The organism is Paenibacillus sp. Z3-2 (assembly GCF_054161325.1).
In genome coordinates this window covers 6348536-6365156 of record NZ_CP096397.1, presented here as the reverse complement: position 1 = coordinate 6365156, position 16621 = coordinate 6348536, and the positions used below count along the sequence as shown (strand labels likewise).

The following is a 16621-nucleotide window of genomic DNA, read 5'->3' as shown; positions in this document are numbered from 1 at the left end:
ATATCAATTATGAAGAATATTCTCGTCTTAAAATTCAAACGTTGTAATTATGAAATGAAGGGAAGTGATTTAAGGTGAAGAGACGTATGTCCACGTTGTTCAGCTTGATCAGACGGGATAAGTATTTGCTGCTGATGTTCTCGCCTATCTTTCTGTATTACCTCATTTTTATGTACCTTCCGATGCCTGGCGTGTTACTCGCATTTCGTAATTTCTTGCCTGGGCAAGGCATGTTCAGTGGGGAATGGGTAGGCCTGCGCTGGTTTGAACAGTTCGTGAATTCCATCTATTTTTGGCGACTGCTGCGCAATACGTTTTTGCTTGCCTTTCTGCCGCTCCTGTTTGGCTTCTCCATCCCCATTCTGTTCGCGGTCTGCATCGTAGAGATCAAGAACCGGACATTCAAGCGATTTGCCCAGACCGTTACGTATCTTCCCCACTTCATCTCCACCGTCGTTGTAGCCGGCATGATTATCAACTTCCTGTCACCAACAGACGGTATCGTGAACACGCTAATCGCCAAGCTCGGCATGGACAAAGTGAACTTCATGATGGAGGCTGGCTGGTTCCGGACCATCTTCACCAGTTCAGACATCTGGCAGAGCTTCGGCTTCAGCTCCATCATCTACATTGCAGCCATTATGGGCATTGATCCCGAGATGTACGATTCCGGCAAAATTGACGGGGTCAACAAGTTTCAGGAGCTCTGGCACCTGACCCTTCCCAGCATCAAACCAACGATCGTCATTCTCCTGCTTCTATCGCTTGGCGGAATTATGAGCGTAGGCTTCGAGAAAGTATATCTGCTCTACAACGGAGCTACCTACGAAACTGCCGATGTATTGTCTACCTACGTCTACCGGATGGGGATTGAGGGACAGAACTATGGCTTCGCCACAGCAGTGGGTTTGTTCAACTCCATTATCACCTTTGTGCTTGTCTTTGCAGCCAATTCCATGACCCGACGCATGACCAAGATGTCACTCTGGTAACACCATAATCGAACCCAAAGGAGATCCTGTATGCAAAAATCGAGTAGTGATCGGTTGTTCTACGGATGTGTCTACCTGCTGACCATACTGGCGGTTGTGATTACATTGTATCCCTTCCTGTATGTAATCAGTATTTCATTCAGCTCGGTGGATGCCATCGACAAACAAAAAGTCGTGCTGTGGCCCGTCGGGTTCACCCTGTCAGGTTACCAAATGGTTCTGCAATACAAGGAGTTGTGGGTTTCATTCTACAACACCGTCTGGTACACCGTGGTTGGCACACTGTTGAACATCGTGGCAACATGCCTCGCTGCCTTCCCGTTATCGAGACAGCAATTTTTTCTGCGTAGAAAACTGAATTTTTTTATCGCCTTCACCATGTATTTCTCGGGGGGACTCATTCCGGTCTACATGCTCATTACATCACTTGGGCTATACAATACCCGCTGGGTTATGGTGCTGCCTGTACTGGTCATTACGTTTAACGTCATGATCTGCCGATCGGCTTTTGAAGGCATTCCGAATGAGATCTTCGAGAGTGCGAGTATAGATGGAGCCAACGAGCTGACGATGCTGTATCGTCTGGCGGTTCCGATCATCAAGCCAACACTGGCTGTCCTTACCCTGTACTATGCGGTATTCCACTGGAACAACTTCTTCTCGGCCCTATTATATCTGGGCAAGCAGGATATGCAGCCCTTACAGATGTTCCTGCGAAGGGTGTTGATCATGGCATCCCCTGAAGTGATGCAAAAGATGGGAGGTACGATGACTTCGGGTGCACTGGCGGTCTCCTCCCTTCAGGTTCGTTATGTATCCATTGTGGTCAGCATTCTGCCTATTGTTACAATTTACCCGTTTATCCAACGGTACTTCGTTAAGGGAATCACCCTCGGAGCCGTGAAAGGATAGCCTTTTTACCCGAGCATCAGGATTGACCAAGGTTGTTCAGGACTGTTCATACCTAAGGAGGAATGATGGATGAGATTCAAAGGGGCAGGAAGAAAAAGTGTAATGGCAGCGATACTGGCAATCAGCCTTGCGGGTTGTAGCGGTGGAACAGGGGCAGGGACTGATGCGGGAAGTACTCCAACCAGCTCGGAACCTGCATTTAATTACACCGGTGCAGGACCAGTAACGGATCAGCCGGATGCCAAATTATCGGTTCTTGGAACCAACGCATGGACGACCAATGTGGATCTGTCTACCGCCGCAATTGTGAAGAAAATCGAGAGCAATGCCGGTGTTGAGGTCGATTGGGATCTGATTCCACCACAGAATTACGCGGATGCTGTGAATCCGAGGCTGGCTGCGGGTACGGGATTGCCGGATATCGTCTACTTGCCGGATCAGGATCAGCTCATGAAATACATCAACAGTGGTTTGTTTATCCCGATTAACGAACTGGTGGATAAGTACGGCGTGAATCTCAAAAAAATATATGAAAAGTCCCCTTCGGTTAAAGCCAGTTTAACGACGCCAGATGGTAAAATGTATTATATCCCGCAGCAGACGCTCACCCGAAACTATATGCCTGTGTTTATGATCAATCAGCGCTGGCTGAAGAAGTTGGGATTGAACGAACCGACCACACTGGATGAGTTCACAGCGATGCTGCGCAAATTCAAGACGGATGACCCGAATGGCAACGGGCAGGCTGATGAGATTCCGCTGTCCATGGAATCCAAATTTGTGTCGATGGCATTTGGTCCTGTTTTTGGTCTGGATCTGTCCAATCAGTTCTATGCGGACGATCAGGGCAAGGTGCATTTCAGCTATTATGAGCCTGCCTACAAGGAATATCTGGCTTACTTGAACGGCTTGTACAAGGAAGGTCTGCTTGGCGTGGATTATGCCAGCACCACAAGTGATCAGGTGACCTCGCGCATTTCTCAGGATGTGACGGGAGCGACGTTTAATTTTAGCTGGTACATGTCGATGGTCTATAGCCCGCTCTTCAAGGATTATGATCCGGCAGAGCCCATCTTCAAAGGCATTCTGCCACTGAAAGGACCGCATGGGGATCAGTTCTATGTAGGACGTACACCGGTAAGTGGTATCTTTGGCATTACGCGTGATAGCAAAAATCCGGAGCTTGCTTTCCGTTTCCTGGACTATGCCGTAAGTGAGGAAGCACAGACGTATTATACATGGGGCATCAAGGACGATACGTATACGGAAGAGAATGGCGTGAAGACATTTACGGACAAAGGCAAAGACAATGAATACATTCAGAAGCTCGGGATCGGACCTGTCAATCTGCCTAACATTCAATCCACCGACTCTGCCGATTCAGTCGTAGCCGAATGGCATGCCAAGCTCGACAAGGAGCTGGAGCCGTACATCCGTGAACCGTTCCCGTTTGTCTACGCGCTGCCGGATGAGGCAAGTGTAGAGAGCATGGCGATGCCTGACATCACGACATATGTGGAAGAGATGAACTTCAAATTCATTAGCGGAGATGCCAGTCTGGATCAGTTCGACAGTTATATTGAAACATTGAAAAAGATGAATATTGAGCAGGTTATTGCTGGCAGACAGGCACAGTATGATCGGTATAAAGCTGCACAGCAATAAGTTTCCCAAGGTATGAAGGGTGTTGATTGATTTTGATAACCATTAAAGACATTGCCAAATTGGCGGGGGTGAGCTATAGCACGGTATCCAAGGCCCTTAACGATGATCCTCGAATCAAACCTGCGACGAAACAGAAGGTGCTCGCCGTTGCGGAGAAACACCAGTATCGGAAAAATATGTTGGCTCGGCAGCTCTCCACGGGCAGAAGCAATATCATCGGTTTTGTGCTGGATGAGCTGAGTAATCCGCTGTTCTCGAACATATCAGGTAATCTGCACGCGGAGCTGAAGAAACGGGGATACCAGATGATTCTGGTCGTCGCCGATGACGGGGTAGATGTCTTCAGCCAGCTGCGTGTGGACGGGTGTATCCTGTGGGACTATGCCTTGGACAATCGGGATGTATTCTGGAAAAAGTTCGCGACACTCAACATGCCATGTTTCGTGCTGGGTACAGATGAGACGCCCAACTCTCCATACATTAAGATTGATCGCAAAGAGGGCATATTCAAAGCAGTTGAGCACCTGCAATCATTGGGTCATACCCGAATCGGTTTTATCGGTAACTCGCAGAATATCAAACTGGAAGGATACAGGGAAGCGATGCAGCGCACAGGCTTAATGTTCAACGAAGACCATGTACTGCCAGCACATTCCTCTTGGGAAGATGGATATTTTGCCATACGTAATCATACATTTGGCCCGGAGTCACCCACGGCTTTTATCGGATTGAACAACCTGGTGACCCGGGGAGCGCTACGGGCCTTGCTCGAAGCGGGTTACAGTGTCCCACGGGATATCTCATTGATCGGTTACGATGATCTGCCAGATATGCAATATGCCGAGGTCGCACTGACAACGATTGGACCACCGCTGGATGAACTGGCTGCGCAGGCCGCAGAGCTGATTGTATCGTTGATCCGTGATGAACAGGTGGACTATCCGGTGGTAATTCAGCCGAAGTTGAATCATCGCAATTCAACGGCAATATGCCAGTAACCAAGAACAAGAATGATTAGACGCACATGTGCACGTTAAGGATGGTACAACATTCAAGGAGGGGTCCGTTATGCAGGTACAGACGCAATTATCCTGGTCTGAGCGAATAGCAGAGACGATTATCCAGCAATGTGACGGGGACGGCTATCATGCGTTTCCTTCTGAACGATGGGCTTATGTTCAGGGTATGACACTAATGGCAATGGCGCGCACGGGTAAACAGTACGGCAAGGACGAGTACATTGCTTTTATGAAGAGACATATGGATATGTATGTGCAGCAAGATGGTTCCATTGCGACGTATTCACTTGAAGAATACAACCTGGATCAGATCAATCAGGGCAAAAACCTGTTTGGATTGATGGATACTACCGGAGATCAGCGATACACGGAAGCAGCACATCTACTGGCGGCGCAACTCGCAGGGCAGCCCCGAACATTCGAAGGCGGCTTTTGGCACAAAAAGATCTATCCATTCCAGATGTGGCTGGATGGGTTGTATATGTCGTCTCCTTTTCTGGCTCAGTATGCGAAGCAGTTCAATCGCCCGGAATTATGGGATGAGGTAGCTCATCAGATCTTGCTGATTGAACGCAAAACACGAGATCCACGCACCGGGCTGCTATACCATGGCTGGGATGAATCCAAAGAACAGGTCTGGGCCAATGCATTGACCGGATGCTCCGCACACTTCTGGAGTCGTGCGATGGGCTGGTATGCGATGGCTATTGTAGACAGTGTGGAGCATTTCCCTGTGCATCATCCGAAGCGTGGAACGATTATTGGTATCTTCGAACGGATGTGTCATGCATTGGTTCGCGTGCAGGAGCAGAAGAGTGGGCTGTGGTTCCAAGTACTCGATCAGGGTTTCCGCAAGGGCAATTATCTGGAAGCTTCCGGCTCAAGCATGTTCGTGTATGCACTTGCGAAGGGTGTACGGTTGCGTTATCTGGAGCCACATTTCAGAGAGGCAGCGGAGAAAGGCTGGAACGGACTGACCTCCAGATTGGTGAATGAAACGGCCGACGGGGTGAAACTCAATGGTATCTGCCACGGGGCAGGACTCAGTCTGGACAGGGATGGCTCTTACAGCTACTATGTAGGCGAAGCAATTGTAAGCGATTCCTTTATGGGCCTGGCTCCGTTATTGCTGGCTGCGCTGGAAATGGAGCGATTGTCATGAGTAAGCAGGTGTCACCGTATTCGGATCAGGATCAAAAGACACGATATTATATCGTTGCTTCGGATGGGACAGGTGATTATGCTACCATACAAGCCGCCATTGATGCCGTTCCGGATCATGCATCCGGGTGCTTCGAGATCCGAATTAAGTCAGGTGTATATTATGAGAAACTGCATATTGAGAAGCCCATGATACACCTGGTAGGCGAGGGAGCGAAGCAGACCGTCATCACGTATGATGATCATGCACTCAAGAAGTTTCCGGATGGATCACAGTATCACACATTTCATTCGTATACTGCCTTCATCGGAGCTGACGACTTTACAGCCGAGCGACTTTCATTTGTTAATTCTGCTGGGCCAGGTAAGGTGGTAGGTCAGGCGTTGGCTATTTATGTGGATGGAGATCGGGCTGCATTCCGTGATTGTCGCTTTATCGGCCATCAGGATACGATCTTTACCGGGCCATTGCCGGAGCAGCCACTGGATCGCAGCTACTTTGGCGGGCCACGAGATGGTGCCGAGCGGCGAAAGCTGCGTCAATATTATGAGGACTGTTACATTGAGGGCGACATCGATTTTATTTTCGGCTCGGCTACGGCTGTGTTCAAGGGTTGTGAGATCTTTGCGAAGAACCGTTTGTCTGATGTGGCGGCTGCGAACGGAGAAGTGAACGGCTGGATTACCGCAGCTTCTACACCTGAGGATGTACGTTATGGATATGTATTTATCGATTGTGATCTGACCAGCAACGCACCTCCCCAGTCGGTATACCTTGGTAGACCCTGGCGTAATCATGCCAAAGTCTGTTTCTTGAACTGTTGGATTGGTGCTCATGTGAAGCAGGAGGGCTGGCATAACTGGAACAAAACCGATGCGGAAGCGACGGTTGCGTACGCCGAATATCACAGTGCCGGACCTGGGGCTGGAAATGCGATGGTACGGGTCCCATGGGCGAAAACACTCAGTGAACAGGAAGCGGCCGAATACGCGATACCTCTTATTCTATCCGGAGTGGACGGGTGGCAACCTTTCGGTGGGGAGAAGGGCTAATCAGTGGCAAGTCAACTTTCTACTGTGCGAAATAAAAGGTAAAGGCTCTCTACCAAGGCTCTTAAAGACTTGGTAGAGAGCCTTTTTTGTGCGGTATCTCACATTTTTCGCCCCCCATAGAAGTAATTTATCCCTTATCTGATTTGCATTTTACTGATTAAATACAGGGTGAGGATCTGTAAATTCCCTGTAAAATTTGGATGGTGCCTGTTAAAAAGAGAACGAGAGGGAAGGTCCAATTTGGTAAGGGAAGGGGTGATGAGGCACTTAGCGTCAGACGGTTTGATGAGGCTCGAATCGATCGCGGATTACATGTGAGTGAACCAGTGAAGCTTTGTCTGCAAGGTGAGAATAACCTAGTACAGGAGGGATTTTGCTTGAATAAAGCTGTTCGATTCCGCCCGGTCATTACATTCGCTTTGGCATTTCTTCTGATTATTTCGTGGTTTGCACCAAGAGCTGACGCCGCTGTCCTGTGGCAGGCAGGCACCGCATACAAGAAAGGAGATCTCGTAACATATAAAAATAAAGATTATGAGTGTATTCAGCCCCATACGGCGTTGACTGGTTGGGAGCCTTCCAATGTTCCTGCGTTGTGGAAATACGTCGGTGAAAATACCGGCGGAGGGGGAGAGACTCCGGGTCCTGATACGGCACCCCCTTCTGTGCCGACTGGTCTGACCTCATCCTCCATCACGGACACCTCAGTCAATCTGGCTTGGAATGCATCCACGGATAACGTGGGCGTAACCGGATATGAGGTGTATCGAAACGGTGTTCCCGTGACAAGCACCTCAGGTGCAACGGCTGTCGTAACGGGACTGACAGCTGGCACGACTTATGCTTTTGCGGTAAAAGCAAAAGATGCCGCAGGCAATACATCTGCTGCGAGCACATCCCTCAGTGTAACGACTTCCAACGGATCTTCTCATCCTGGGCCAACCGGCAGCAAATGGCTGATCGGCTACTGGCACAACTTCGACAATGGTTCTACCAATATCAGACTTCGTAACGTATCAACAGCCTATGACGTCATTAATGTCTCCTTTGCCGAACCAATTTCACATGGCAGTGGAACGCTTGCTTTTACTCCGTATAATGCGACGGTAGCCGAATTCAAATCCGATATTGCCTACCTTCAAAGCCAAGGAAAAAAAGTGCTGCTTTCCATGGGGGGAGCCAATGGCACCATTGAACTCACCGATGCGACCAAGAGACAGCAGTTTGAAGAATCGTTAAAATCAATTATTTCCACCTATGGTTTCAATGGTCTGGATATCGATCTGGAAGGAAGCTCCCTGTCTCTTAATGCAGGGGATACCGATTTCCGTAGTCCGACGACACCGAAGATCGTTAATCTCATCAATGGCGTAAAAGCGGTTAAATCCCATTTTGGCGCAAATTTCATCCTGACGGCAGCACCGGAGACGGCCTATGTACAGGGCGGATATCTGAGCTATGGCGGCCCTTGGGGAGCATACCTGCCAGTCATCCATGCCTTGCGTAATGACCTGACCCTGCTTCATGTACAGCACTATAATACAGGCTCCATGGTGGGGTTGGATGGGCGCTCCTACGCCCAAGGAACAGCTGATTTCCATGTGGCCATGGCTGAAATGCTGCTTCAAGGCTTTAATGTAGGCGGAAGCACAGGTCCATTCTTTAGTCCCTTGCGACCGGATCAGATGGCAATCGGTGTACCGGCTTCCCAGCAGGCTGCCGGAGGCGGTTATACGACGCCAGCTGAGCTGCAAAAGGCACTGAATTATTTGATCAAAGGCGTGTCATACGGTGGCTCCTATACCCTTCGCCAACCTGCTGGTTATGCAGGCCTTAAGGGGATTATGACCTGGTCGATTAACTGGGATGCGTATACGAACAACCAGTTCTCAAATGCACATCGTTCATTCCTGAATGGTTTTAGCACGCAAACAACAAAGGAGGTTGTGTACTAAATGCCAAATGTAAATAAACACACGGTTTTGAAGAAAACCGCAACGTTTTTCCTGGGTCTGTCCCTGCTCTTATCTGTTATTATCCCTTCGTTTACACTCCAACCTGCTACGGCAGATGCAGCAGATACTTATAAAATTGTTGGTTATTACCCGTCCTGGGCCGCGTATGGAAGAAACTATAATGTAACCGATATCGATCCGAACAAAGTGACGCATATCAACTATGCTTTTGCTGATATTTGCTGGAACGGCATTCATGGAAATCCGGATCCTTCGGGGCCAAATCCTGTGACCTGGACCTGTCAGAATGAAAAAAGTCAGACGATCAATGTGCCCAACGGAACGATCGTCCTTGGCGATCCTTGGATCGATACGGGTAAGACATTTGCAGGAGATACGTGGGATCAACCCATTGCAGGCAATATCAATCAGCTGAACAAGTTGAAACAGATTAATCCTAATCTGAAGACAATCATCTCCGTGGGAGGATGGACGTGGTCCAACCGCTTCTCCGATGTAGCTGCGACTGCTGCAACCCGAGAGGTATTTGCGAACTCTGCCGTGGACTTTCTGCGGAAGTACAATTTTGACGGGGTGGATCTGGACTGGGAGTACCCGGTATCTGGCGGGCTCGATGGTAACAGCAAACGTCCTGAAGATAAGCAGAATTACACCCTGCTTTTAAGCAAAATCCGTGAAAAGCTGGATGCAGCAGGGGCTGTGGACGGCAAGAAGTATCTGCTTACGATTGCCAGCGGTGCATCTGCGACCTACGCTGCGAATACAGAGCTTGCAAAAATTGCTGCCATCGTCGACTGGATTAACATCATGACATACGATTTTAACGGGGCTTGGCAAAAGATCAGCGCACATAATGCACCATTGAACTATGATCCTGCGGCTTCAGCTGCGGGCGTACCGGATGCCAATACATTTAATGTAGCTGCCGGAGCACAAGGGCATCTGAATGCAGGTGTGCCTGCTGCTAAACTTGTGCTTGGTGTTCCATTCTATGGACGTGGCTGGGATGGATGCGCACAGGCAAATAACGGCCAGTATCAGATGTGCACGGGTGGTTCTTCCGTTGGAACATGGGAAGCAGGCTCCTTTGATTTCTACGATCTGGAGGCCAATTACATCAATAAAAACGGATATACGCGTTACTGGAATGACACGGCCAAAGTGCCATATCTCTATAATGCGTCCAACAAGCGCTTTATCAGTTATGACGATGCGGAGTCTGTTGGATATAAAACGGCTTATATCAAGAGCAAAGGACTCGGTGGAGCGATGTTCTGGGAGCTGAGTGGTGACCGTAACAAAACGCTCCAAAACAAGCTGCAATCGGATCTGTCTAATGGGGGCACCTTGCCACCAGTAGATACGACAGCACCGAGCGTACCCGGAAATGTCCGTTCGACAGGCGTGACGGCAAACTCGGTGTCGCTGGCCTGGAATGCTTCAACAGATAATGTAGGTGTGACCGGTTATAACGTCTATAACGGTGCTAATCTTGCGACCTCCGTCAACGGAACGACCGCAACGATCAGCGGACTTACAGCGGGTACATCATACAGCTTTACGGTAAAAGCAAAAGATGCGGCAGGTAATCTGTCTGGAGCCAGTAATGCTGTAACCGTAAGCACAACGGCTCAGCCGGTAGGAGATACGCAGGCTCCAACTACACCAACGAACCTCGTTTCGACGGGGCAGACATCCTCCAGCATTACACTTAGCTGGACGGCATCGACAGACAATGTAGGTGTAACGGGTTATGATATGTACAACGGGACGGTACTGGCAACAACGGTGACCGGAACGACGGCAACGATCAGCGGGCTTGCAGCGGATACCTCGTACACATTTACGGTGAAAGCAAAGGATGTGGCGGGCAATCTGTCTGCTGCGAGTAGTGCTGTGACTGTAAAAACGGCAACAGGAACGACAAACCCGGGAGTTTCCGCTTGGCAGGCGAACAAAGCCTACACTACAGGAGAGGTGGTCACGTATAGCGGCAAGACGTACAAATGCTTGCAAGCCCACACATCCTTACCTGGGTGGGAGCCATCCAACGTTCCTGCATTGTGGCAGGTTCAATAGTTAAGATATGGATTACACCATTTTTAATTGAAGCGTGCAGTATAAAAAAATAGAAGACCAAAAACCACCGGCTCTCTGAAGTGACCCCGTAAAGTTAGACAGATTATATCTTTAGGCAACTTGTTGGGCATGAATCCGGTACCGTACCGGACTCATGCCTTTTAGTTTTGCCTTAATGCGTTTGTTGTTGTAATAATCGATGTATTTGGATAGCTCTTGTTTAAAATGTGAGACACTTTCAAATTCCTTTAAATATAATAATTCGGATTTCATGATGCCAAAGAAATTCTCCATGACGGCGTTATCGTAGCAGTTACCTTTACGGGACATACTTTGCGTGATGCCACGTTCTTCAAGGGCATGACGATACGGTCTCATCTGGTAGTGCCAACCTTGATCCGAATGAATGAGGGGTTTATCTTTATTTGTTAAACTGCAAAATGCTTGATCTAACATCGTGGAAACAAGCGAGTAGACCGGTCTTGAACCAATCGTATATGTAATGATTTCTCCGTTATACAGATCAAGTATGGGAGATAAATATAGTTTTTCTCCGAACAATTTAAACTCTGTAATGTCCGTAACCCACTTCTCGTTTGGCCTTTCAGCGTAGAAATTGCGTTCTAATAGGTTCGGTGCAATCTTGCCAATAGTCCCTTTATACGAACGATATTTCTTCATACGTACCAAACACTTTAATCCCAATACTTTCATCAAACGCTGTACCTTTTTATGATTCACATGGTGTCCACGATTGATTAACTCGTCGCGAATACGACGATAACCATAGCGTCCCTCATGCTCCTTATAAATCGCTTGTATCATGTCTTTTAGCTCTAAATCCTTGTCTACCGTACCAAACGCTTTTACCACGTAATAATACGTGCTACGAGGGATATCTGCTAGCTGTAGAAGTGCTTTCACCGAAAATTCGTTCCTTAGTTCATAGACTACTTGAGCTTTGTCTTGTTTGGTGATTTTTCCTTGTTTCGAACTAAGGCATTCAACTTTTTTAAATAAGCATTCTCCATTTTCAAACGCTCTACCTCTGCTTGTAAAGCCTCTACAGATCCTTCTACTAGCGTTTGATTCTTCTGTGCTTTAGATCCTTTTTTCATGGATGAGCGCCCCTTTTTCTTTGGTTGAAGGGCGTCTATCCCTTGTAATTCCAAGCTTTTTTGCCAACTTAAAAGGGTACTATGGCTAGGAATATTAAATATAGCAGCCGTTTCTCTAACAGACGTCCCAAATTCGTTCATATAATGAAGTACGTCTAGTTTAATCTGCGCAGGATATGATGTATAGCCCTTTTTAAAAGCTTTTTCACCATGATGCTCATATTGTCTAATCCAGTTTAAAAAGACAGAATGGTGAAGCCCGATTGACTTTGCAATGCTTTTCAAGCTTTCTGATCCCTTTTTATAACGCATAACGGCTTGTATTTTTTCATCTGAACTGAATCTAGTCATGAAAAAACTGCACCTCCAATTGGTAGTTGTGTCTAACAATTGGGGTGCAGTTCACTCTTGATCCGGTGGTTTTCGCTGTGTTATGTCAAAGCAGCCTCCCAAAAGGCTATCTATTAGAAATCGAAGTTATCTGGATCAGGTCCAACGCGTACATCTTCGTTCAGGGCACTGATCTGATCCATCTCTTCATTTGAAAGTTTAAAGTCGAAGATGGAGGAGTTCTCGATAATCCGCTGTTCCTTAGTGGACTTCGGAATAGTAATGACCCCATTTTGCAGATCCCAACGCAGGATTACTTGTGCAACCGATTTGCCTTTGGCTGAAGCAATTGCCGTGAGTACTGGGTTGTCCAACAGCTGGCCTTGCATCAGAGGCGACCAAGCTTCAAGCTGAATACCATTCTTTTCACAGAAAGCTTTAAGCTTAACCTGAGTCAGGCGAGGGTGGTATTCCACCTGATTGATCATCGGCTTCACTTTGGCATCCTGCATCAGGTCTTCGAGATGATGAATCTGGAAGTTGCTTACGCCAATAGCCTTAATGCGGCCGGCTGCGTACAGTTCCTCGATCGCTTTCCAGGCTGCTTTGTATTTGCCTGCTTTTGGCCAGTGAATCAGATACAGATCCAGATATTCCAGTCCCAGTTTGTTCAATGTGGTATCAAAAGCGGCAAGGGTATCTTCATATCCGAGGTCTGCATTCCAAACTTTGGATGTCACGAACAGTTCTTCGCGCTTCAGGTTGTTCTCTTGCAAAGCTTCGGCAATCGCTTGGCCCACACCGGCTTCGTTACCGTATATTGCAGCAGTATCGATGCTGCGGTAGCCATGTTTAATTGCATTTTTCACGGCTGCAATCAGCTCAGATCCTTCTTCTACCTTAAATACGCCAAGTCCGAACCAAGGCATATGAACACCATTGTGCAGCGTTACTTTGGATTGTAAATGTTGTGCGGTTTGTGTTGTTGTCATGAGAGTTCCTCCTTCAATTGTATAAAAATCAGTCATTTGAAGCTGAATTTCCGCTATTTCATCATACAAAATCAAATCATAGTAGATCAAATTGGGTTCAACGTATATAGTATAATAAAATACGATGTGAAACCGGTTTCCCTCATGAATTTGGAACCAATATCTCCAGGCCGAGCCCATTGGTTGGGATGCAACTTAGAACGAAGCCTTCTCCATTTCGGCGGGTACATGTTGATCCTTGCTTTCCAGCATTTTAGCCCATGCAGTCAGGATTACAGCTATGAGAACCATCAAGGCACCAACCCATGTCGTGTGAATTAATCCTATGGAGTCATTGATCACTCCACCCAGATATGCACCTATGGCAATGCCTGCATTAAACGCGGCGATGTTGAAGGCAGAGGCTACATCCTTGGCCTGTGGTGCATATCGTTCAGCCAAGGTTACTACATACATCTGAAGGCCAGGCACATTCATGAAGGCGAGCAGGCCCATTCCCATAATGGTGAGCAGTGCTGCCAACTTGAACGGGACGGTAAAGTACATGATGCCCAGAATGATGGTCTGAATGATGAACATGTAGAATAGGGCCTTGAGAGGGTTGCGGTTGGCTGCTCTACCACCGATGATATTGCCGACTGCAATGGCGATTCCGTATAACAACAGAATGAACGCTACTGTTTTCTCGGAATAGCCGCTAATATCATGCAACAACGGGGACAGATACGTAAAGACAACAAATGTTCCTCCGTATCCAACGGCAGTGATGGCGAAAGCTAACAGTAAGCGTCCACCTGTAACCAGCTTCAGCTGATCCCGAAATGCTGTTCGTGTTCCGCGTTTCAACGTGGATGGAACGAGTATCAAATTCCCAATCATCGCAACGATGCCAACCACAACAATCAGGATAAAAGCAGCACGCCAGCCCCAATGTTGACCGATGAGTGTACCCAGAGGTACGCCCGTTACTGTGGCTATTGTAAGCCCGGAGAACATAATGGCAATGGCACTTGCTCTGCGGTTGGCAGGTACCAGATCCGCAGCAATCGTGGAGCCGATGGACATGAATACTCCGTGTGCCAGAGCGGATACCACGCGTGCAATGAGTAACATGGTGATACCCGTCGATAGCGCAGCCATTGTGTTACCCGCAATGAATACAACCATGATGGCAAGCAGTAGCGTTTTGCGTGATACGGTAGACGTCAGTGAGGTCAGGACAGGAGCCCCAAAGGTAACGCCTAAGGCATATAAGGTAACGGTCAGTCCCGCTGTAGTTACGGAAATGCCCAGGTCATCTGCAATGAGGGGCAGTAGCCCAACGCTGATAAACTCAGTTGTACCGATAGCAAATGCACTAATGGCCAGCGCCAGCAGCGCCCACGTGCTTCGTTTTGAATCTTGTAACATTTCTTGCTCAACTCCCCAGAATGTAGATTTACGTACCGGCAAATGCTATTATGAGTTATTCGGTATAGATTGAATAGTACGTACTTTTTAGTACCCTACGTACTTTTTGGTGCCTATACAGCATGCATCGGATGTAATTCAATTCATCAGGGAGGAAACAAGTAATGGTTCGAAAAAAATATAACATCTCGGTTGAAGCAACCCTGGAGGTGATCGGTGGCAAGTGGAAATGCGTCATTCTATGTCATCTGACATATGGGAAAAAGCGAACCAGTGATCTTAAGCGTATTATGCCCGCTATTACACAGAAAATGTTAACACAGCAACTGAGAGAGCTTGAAAATGACGGAATCGTGAACCGAATCGTATATAATCAGGTCCCTCCCAAGGTAGAGTACGAATTGAGCGATTATGGGCGGAGTCTTGAACCGATTCTTAATGCGCTCTGTAATTGGGGAGATCAGCATATTGTGAAGGAGTACGGAGACAAATCGGCAGTGTTGGAAGATAACGGGCTGAATGATTTTAACTCGGACAATAGGGAGCTGGTGCAACCGTGAACTATGAAATTTTATATGATGTTGCTTTTGCGATGCTTAAAGTACATTTGCAGCGGGGAGAACGTTTCAAGGCCGAAAGCGGTGCGATGGTATCCATGACTCCGACGGTTGAACTGAAGGGTTCAGCAGAAGGTGGAATGTTTGCCGGGTTCGGTCGAATGCTGAGCGGGGAGAAGTTCTTCTTTCAGGAACTGACGGCTGCGGGCGGTACGGCAGAGATTCTACTCTCACCTTCAAGCATGGGCGATGTGGAAGCCGTTGAATTGGACGGTTCCTATTCACTCTATGTGCAGAAAGACGGATTTCTAGCTGGTACCGAAGGCATTCAGGTGAATACCAAAATGCAAAACCTGAAGAAAGGTCTCTTTTCGGGAGAAGGTTTCTTTATTATTGAGATCAGCGGGCGTGGAACTGTATTTCTGTCTTCCTATGGTGCAATTCATGCGATTAATCTGGCTGCAGGTGAAGAAATGATCGTGGATAATGCCCATCTGGTGGCATGGCCCCATTATGTAGATTATCGCATTGAGAAAGCTTCCCAGGGCTGGTTCTCCAGTGTTACTAGTGGAGAAGGATTGGTTTGTCGTTTCCGGGGAGAAGGAACCATTCTGATACAGAGCCGCAATCCGCAAGGTTTTGGACAGTGGGTGAAGCAATTTATCCCTACTCGTTAATTCATTTTGCAAAAGAACGCACAGAGTTGCAACGGATGTGTTTCCATCATCGTTTTAAGAATAACGGACTTGCTTGAATGTCTGATGGGTACATATTCTGCTGCATAAGTCACACATCATGGAGGTATGAAATGACAAGCTCACGGTATAAAAATGCGCAGGAAAGCCCAGGATATCTGCTCTGGCAGGTTACAGCGATGTGGCAAAAGGAAGTACGCAGAGTGCTGGAGCCCCTCGAACTGACACAACCCCAATTTGTATTGTTGCACGCCTGTCTATGGCTCAATGAACACGATGAGGAAGGCAAAGGCGTTACGCAAGTTCAGATTGCCCAATTTGCCAAAGTGGACGTTAACGTGACTTCTCAGGTGCTGCGTGCTCTTGAAAAGAGAGGGTTGATTACCCGTGCTCGTCATCAGACGGATACACGTGCCAATATTATTACAACGACGGAAGAAGGGACCCGTCTGGCTGTAGAGGGGATCCACTTGGTAGAGGAGTCTGACAAGGCATTCTTTGATATTGTGGGTGACCGCAAGGAAGAGTATTTGGAGATTATGCAGAAGTTCATTCGACATAAGACAGAGGGATAATCTTTAATATAATTTTTTTTGAAATTTATTAAACTACAGACTGTAGTGTAACTGGAAATTTTTCTAATTAATCATCTTATGATATAT

General features: G+C 47.6%; 14 protein-coding genes. 11 read left to right on the top strand and 3 right to left on the bottom strand.

Translation table 11 applies throughout. The annotated features are described in order from the left end of the window. The first annotated feature begins 86 nt into the window (after positions 1–86). The 8 genes from M1D71_RS28400 to M1D71_RS28365 all read left to right on the top strand — a co-directional run bounded on the left by M1D71_RS28400 (position 87) and on the right by M1D71_RS28365 (position 10857). A complete protein-coding gene (locus tag M1D71_RS28400; RefSeq protein ID WP_458127376.1) occupies positions 87–992 on the top strand; it encodes an ABC transporter permease in 906 nt (301 codons plus the stop codon). A 30-nt stretch (positions 993–1022) separates the two neighbouring features. Further along, positions 1023–1904, top strand: a complete 882-nt coding sequence (locus M1D71_RS28395; RefSeq protein ID WP_062836682.1) for a carbohydrate ABC transporter permease — start codon at positions 1023–1025, stop codon at positions 1902–1904. Between the two features lie 69 nt (positions 1905–1973). After that, positions 1974–3569, top strand: coding sequence for an extracellular solute-binding protein (locus tag M1D71_RS28390; protein ID WP_458124592.1), 1596 nt, complete (start codon positions 1974–1976; stop codon positions 3567–3569). 32 nt (positions 3570–3601) lie between these two features. Beyond that, positions 3602–4567: a LacI family DNA-binding transcriptional regulator gene (locus M1D71_RS28385; RefSeq protein ID WP_458124591.1), complete on the top strand. Its 966-nt coding sequence runs from the start codon at positions 3602–3604 to the stop codon at positions 4565–4567. 70 nt (positions 4568–4637) lie between these two features. Beyond that, a complete protein-coding gene (locus tag M1D71_RS28380) occupies positions 4638–5750 on the top strand; it encodes a glycoside hydrolase family 88/105 protein (RefSeq protein WP_458124590.1) in 1113 nt (370 codons plus the stop codon). Beyond that, positions 5747–6802 carry a pectinesterase family protein gene (locus M1D71_RS28375; protein WP_458124589.1) on the top strand — a complete coding sequence of 352 codons (1056 nt, stop codon included), beginning with the start codon at positions 5747–5749 and terminating at the stop codon, positions 6800–6802. Before M1D71_RS28380 ends, M1D71_RS28375 begins: the two co-directional genes overlap by 4 nt. Positions 6803–7179: 377 nt before the next feature. Beyond that, positions 7180–8757: a chitinase gene (locus tag M1D71_RS28370; protein ID WP_458124588.1), complete on the top strand. Its 1578-nt coding sequence runs from the start codon at positions 7180–7182 to the stop codon at positions 8755–8757. Then, on the top strand, positions 8758–10857 hold the full coding sequence (locus M1D71_RS28365; RefSeq protein WP_458124587.1) for a glycosyl hydrolase family 18 protein: 2100 nt from the start codon (positions 8758–8760) through the stop codon (positions 10855–10857). 111 nt (positions 10858–10968) lie between these two features. Here M1D71_RS28365 and M1D71_RS28360 read toward each other — a convergent pair. The 3 genes from M1D71_RS28360 to M1D71_RS28350 all read right to left on the bottom strand — a co-directional run bounded on the left by M1D71_RS28360 (position 10969) and on the right by M1D71_RS28350 (position 14707). Continuing rightward, positions 10969–12326, bottom strand: a protein-coding gene (locus tag M1D71_RS28360; RefSeq protein WP_458124586.1) for an IS3 family transposase whose coding sequence is annotated in 2 segments (ribosomal slippage) — positions 10969–11873 and positions 11873–12326 — 1359 coding nt in all. Because the reading frame shifts where the segments join, the coding sequence is not laid out codon by codon here. 113 nt (positions 12327–12439) lie between these two features. Then, complete coding sequence (locus tag M1D71_RS28355) at positions 12440–13297, bottom strand: aldo/keto reductase (protein ID WP_458124585.1); 858 nt, start codon at positions 13295–13297, stop codon at positions 12440–12442. Positions 13298–13492: 195 nt separating this feature from the next. Then, positions 13493–14707, bottom strand: a complete 1215-nt coding sequence (locus M1D71_RS28350) for an MFS transporter (protein ID WP_458124584.1) — start codon at positions 14705–14707, stop codon at positions 13493–13495. 164 nt (positions 14708–14871) lie between these two features. Between M1D71_RS28350 and M1D71_RS28345 the strand changes: the two genes are divergently transcribed. The 3 genes from M1D71_RS28345 (at position 14872) to M1D71_RS28335 (ending at position 16534) form a co-directional block, all read left to right on the top strand. Next, positions 14872–15267, top strand: coding sequence for a winged helix-turn-helix transcriptional regulator (locus M1D71_RS28345; protein WP_458124583.1), 396 nt, complete (start codon positions 14872–14874; stop codon positions 15265–15267). Then, on the top strand, positions 15264–15941 hold the full coding sequence (locus tag M1D71_RS28340) for a TIGR00266 family protein (protein ID WP_458124582.1): 678 nt from the start codon (positions 15264–15266) through the stop codon (positions 15939–15941). Before M1D71_RS28345 ends, M1D71_RS28340 begins: the two co-directional genes overlap by 4 nt. 131 nt (positions 15942–16072) lie before the next feature. Further along, positions 16073–16534: a MarR family winged helix-turn-helix transcriptional regulator gene (locus M1D71_RS28335; protein WP_458124581.1), complete on the top strand. Its 462-nt coding sequence runs from the start codon at positions 16073–16075 to the stop codon at positions 16532–16534. The last annotated feature ends 87 nt before the right edge of the window (positions 16535–16621 follow it).

Excerpts from the sequence above, each read along its gene's own strand:
- M1D71_RS28400 (WP_458127376.1), top strand. The coding sequence starts at position 87 with ATGTCCACGTTGTTCAGCTTGATCAGACGGGATAAGTATTTGCTGCTG.
- M1D71_RS28395 (WP_062836682.1), top strand. The coding sequence starts at position 1,023 with ATGCAAAAATCGAGTAGTGATCGGTTGTTCTACGGATGTGTCTACCTG.
- M1D71_RS28390 (WP_458124592.1), top strand. The coding sequence starts at position 1,974 with ATGAGATTCAAAGGGGCAGGAAGAAAAAGTGTAATGGCAGCGATACTG.
- M1D71_RS28380 (WP_458124590.1), top strand. The coding sequence starts at position 4,638 with ATGCAGGTACAGACGCAATTATCCTGGTCTGAGCGAATAGCAGAGACG.
- M1D71_RS28375 (WP_458124589.1), top strand. The coding sequence starts at position 5,747 with ATGAGTAAGCAGGTGTCACCGTATTCGGATCAGGATCAAAAGACACGA.
- M1D71_RS28365 (WP_458124587.1), top strand. The coding sequence starts at position 8,758 with ATGCCAAATGTAAATAAACACACGGTTTTGAAGAAAACCGCAACGTTT.
- M1D71_RS28355 (WP_458124585.1), bottom strand. The coding sequence starts at position 13,297 with ATGACAACAACACAAACCGCACAACATTTACAATCCAAAGTAACGCTG.
- M1D71_RS28350 (WP_458124584.1), bottom strand. The coding sequence starts at position 14,707 with ATGTTACAAGATTCAAAACGAAGCACGTGGGCGCTGCTGGCGCTGGCC.
- M1D71_RS28345 (WP_458124583.1), top strand. The coding sequence starts at position 14,872 with ATGGTTCGAAAAAAATATAACATCTCGGTTGAAGCAACCCTGGAGGTG.
- M1D71_RS28335 (WP_458124581.1), top strand. The coding sequence starts at position 16,073 with ATGACAAGCTCACGGTATAAAAATGCGCAGGAAAGCCCAGGATATCTG.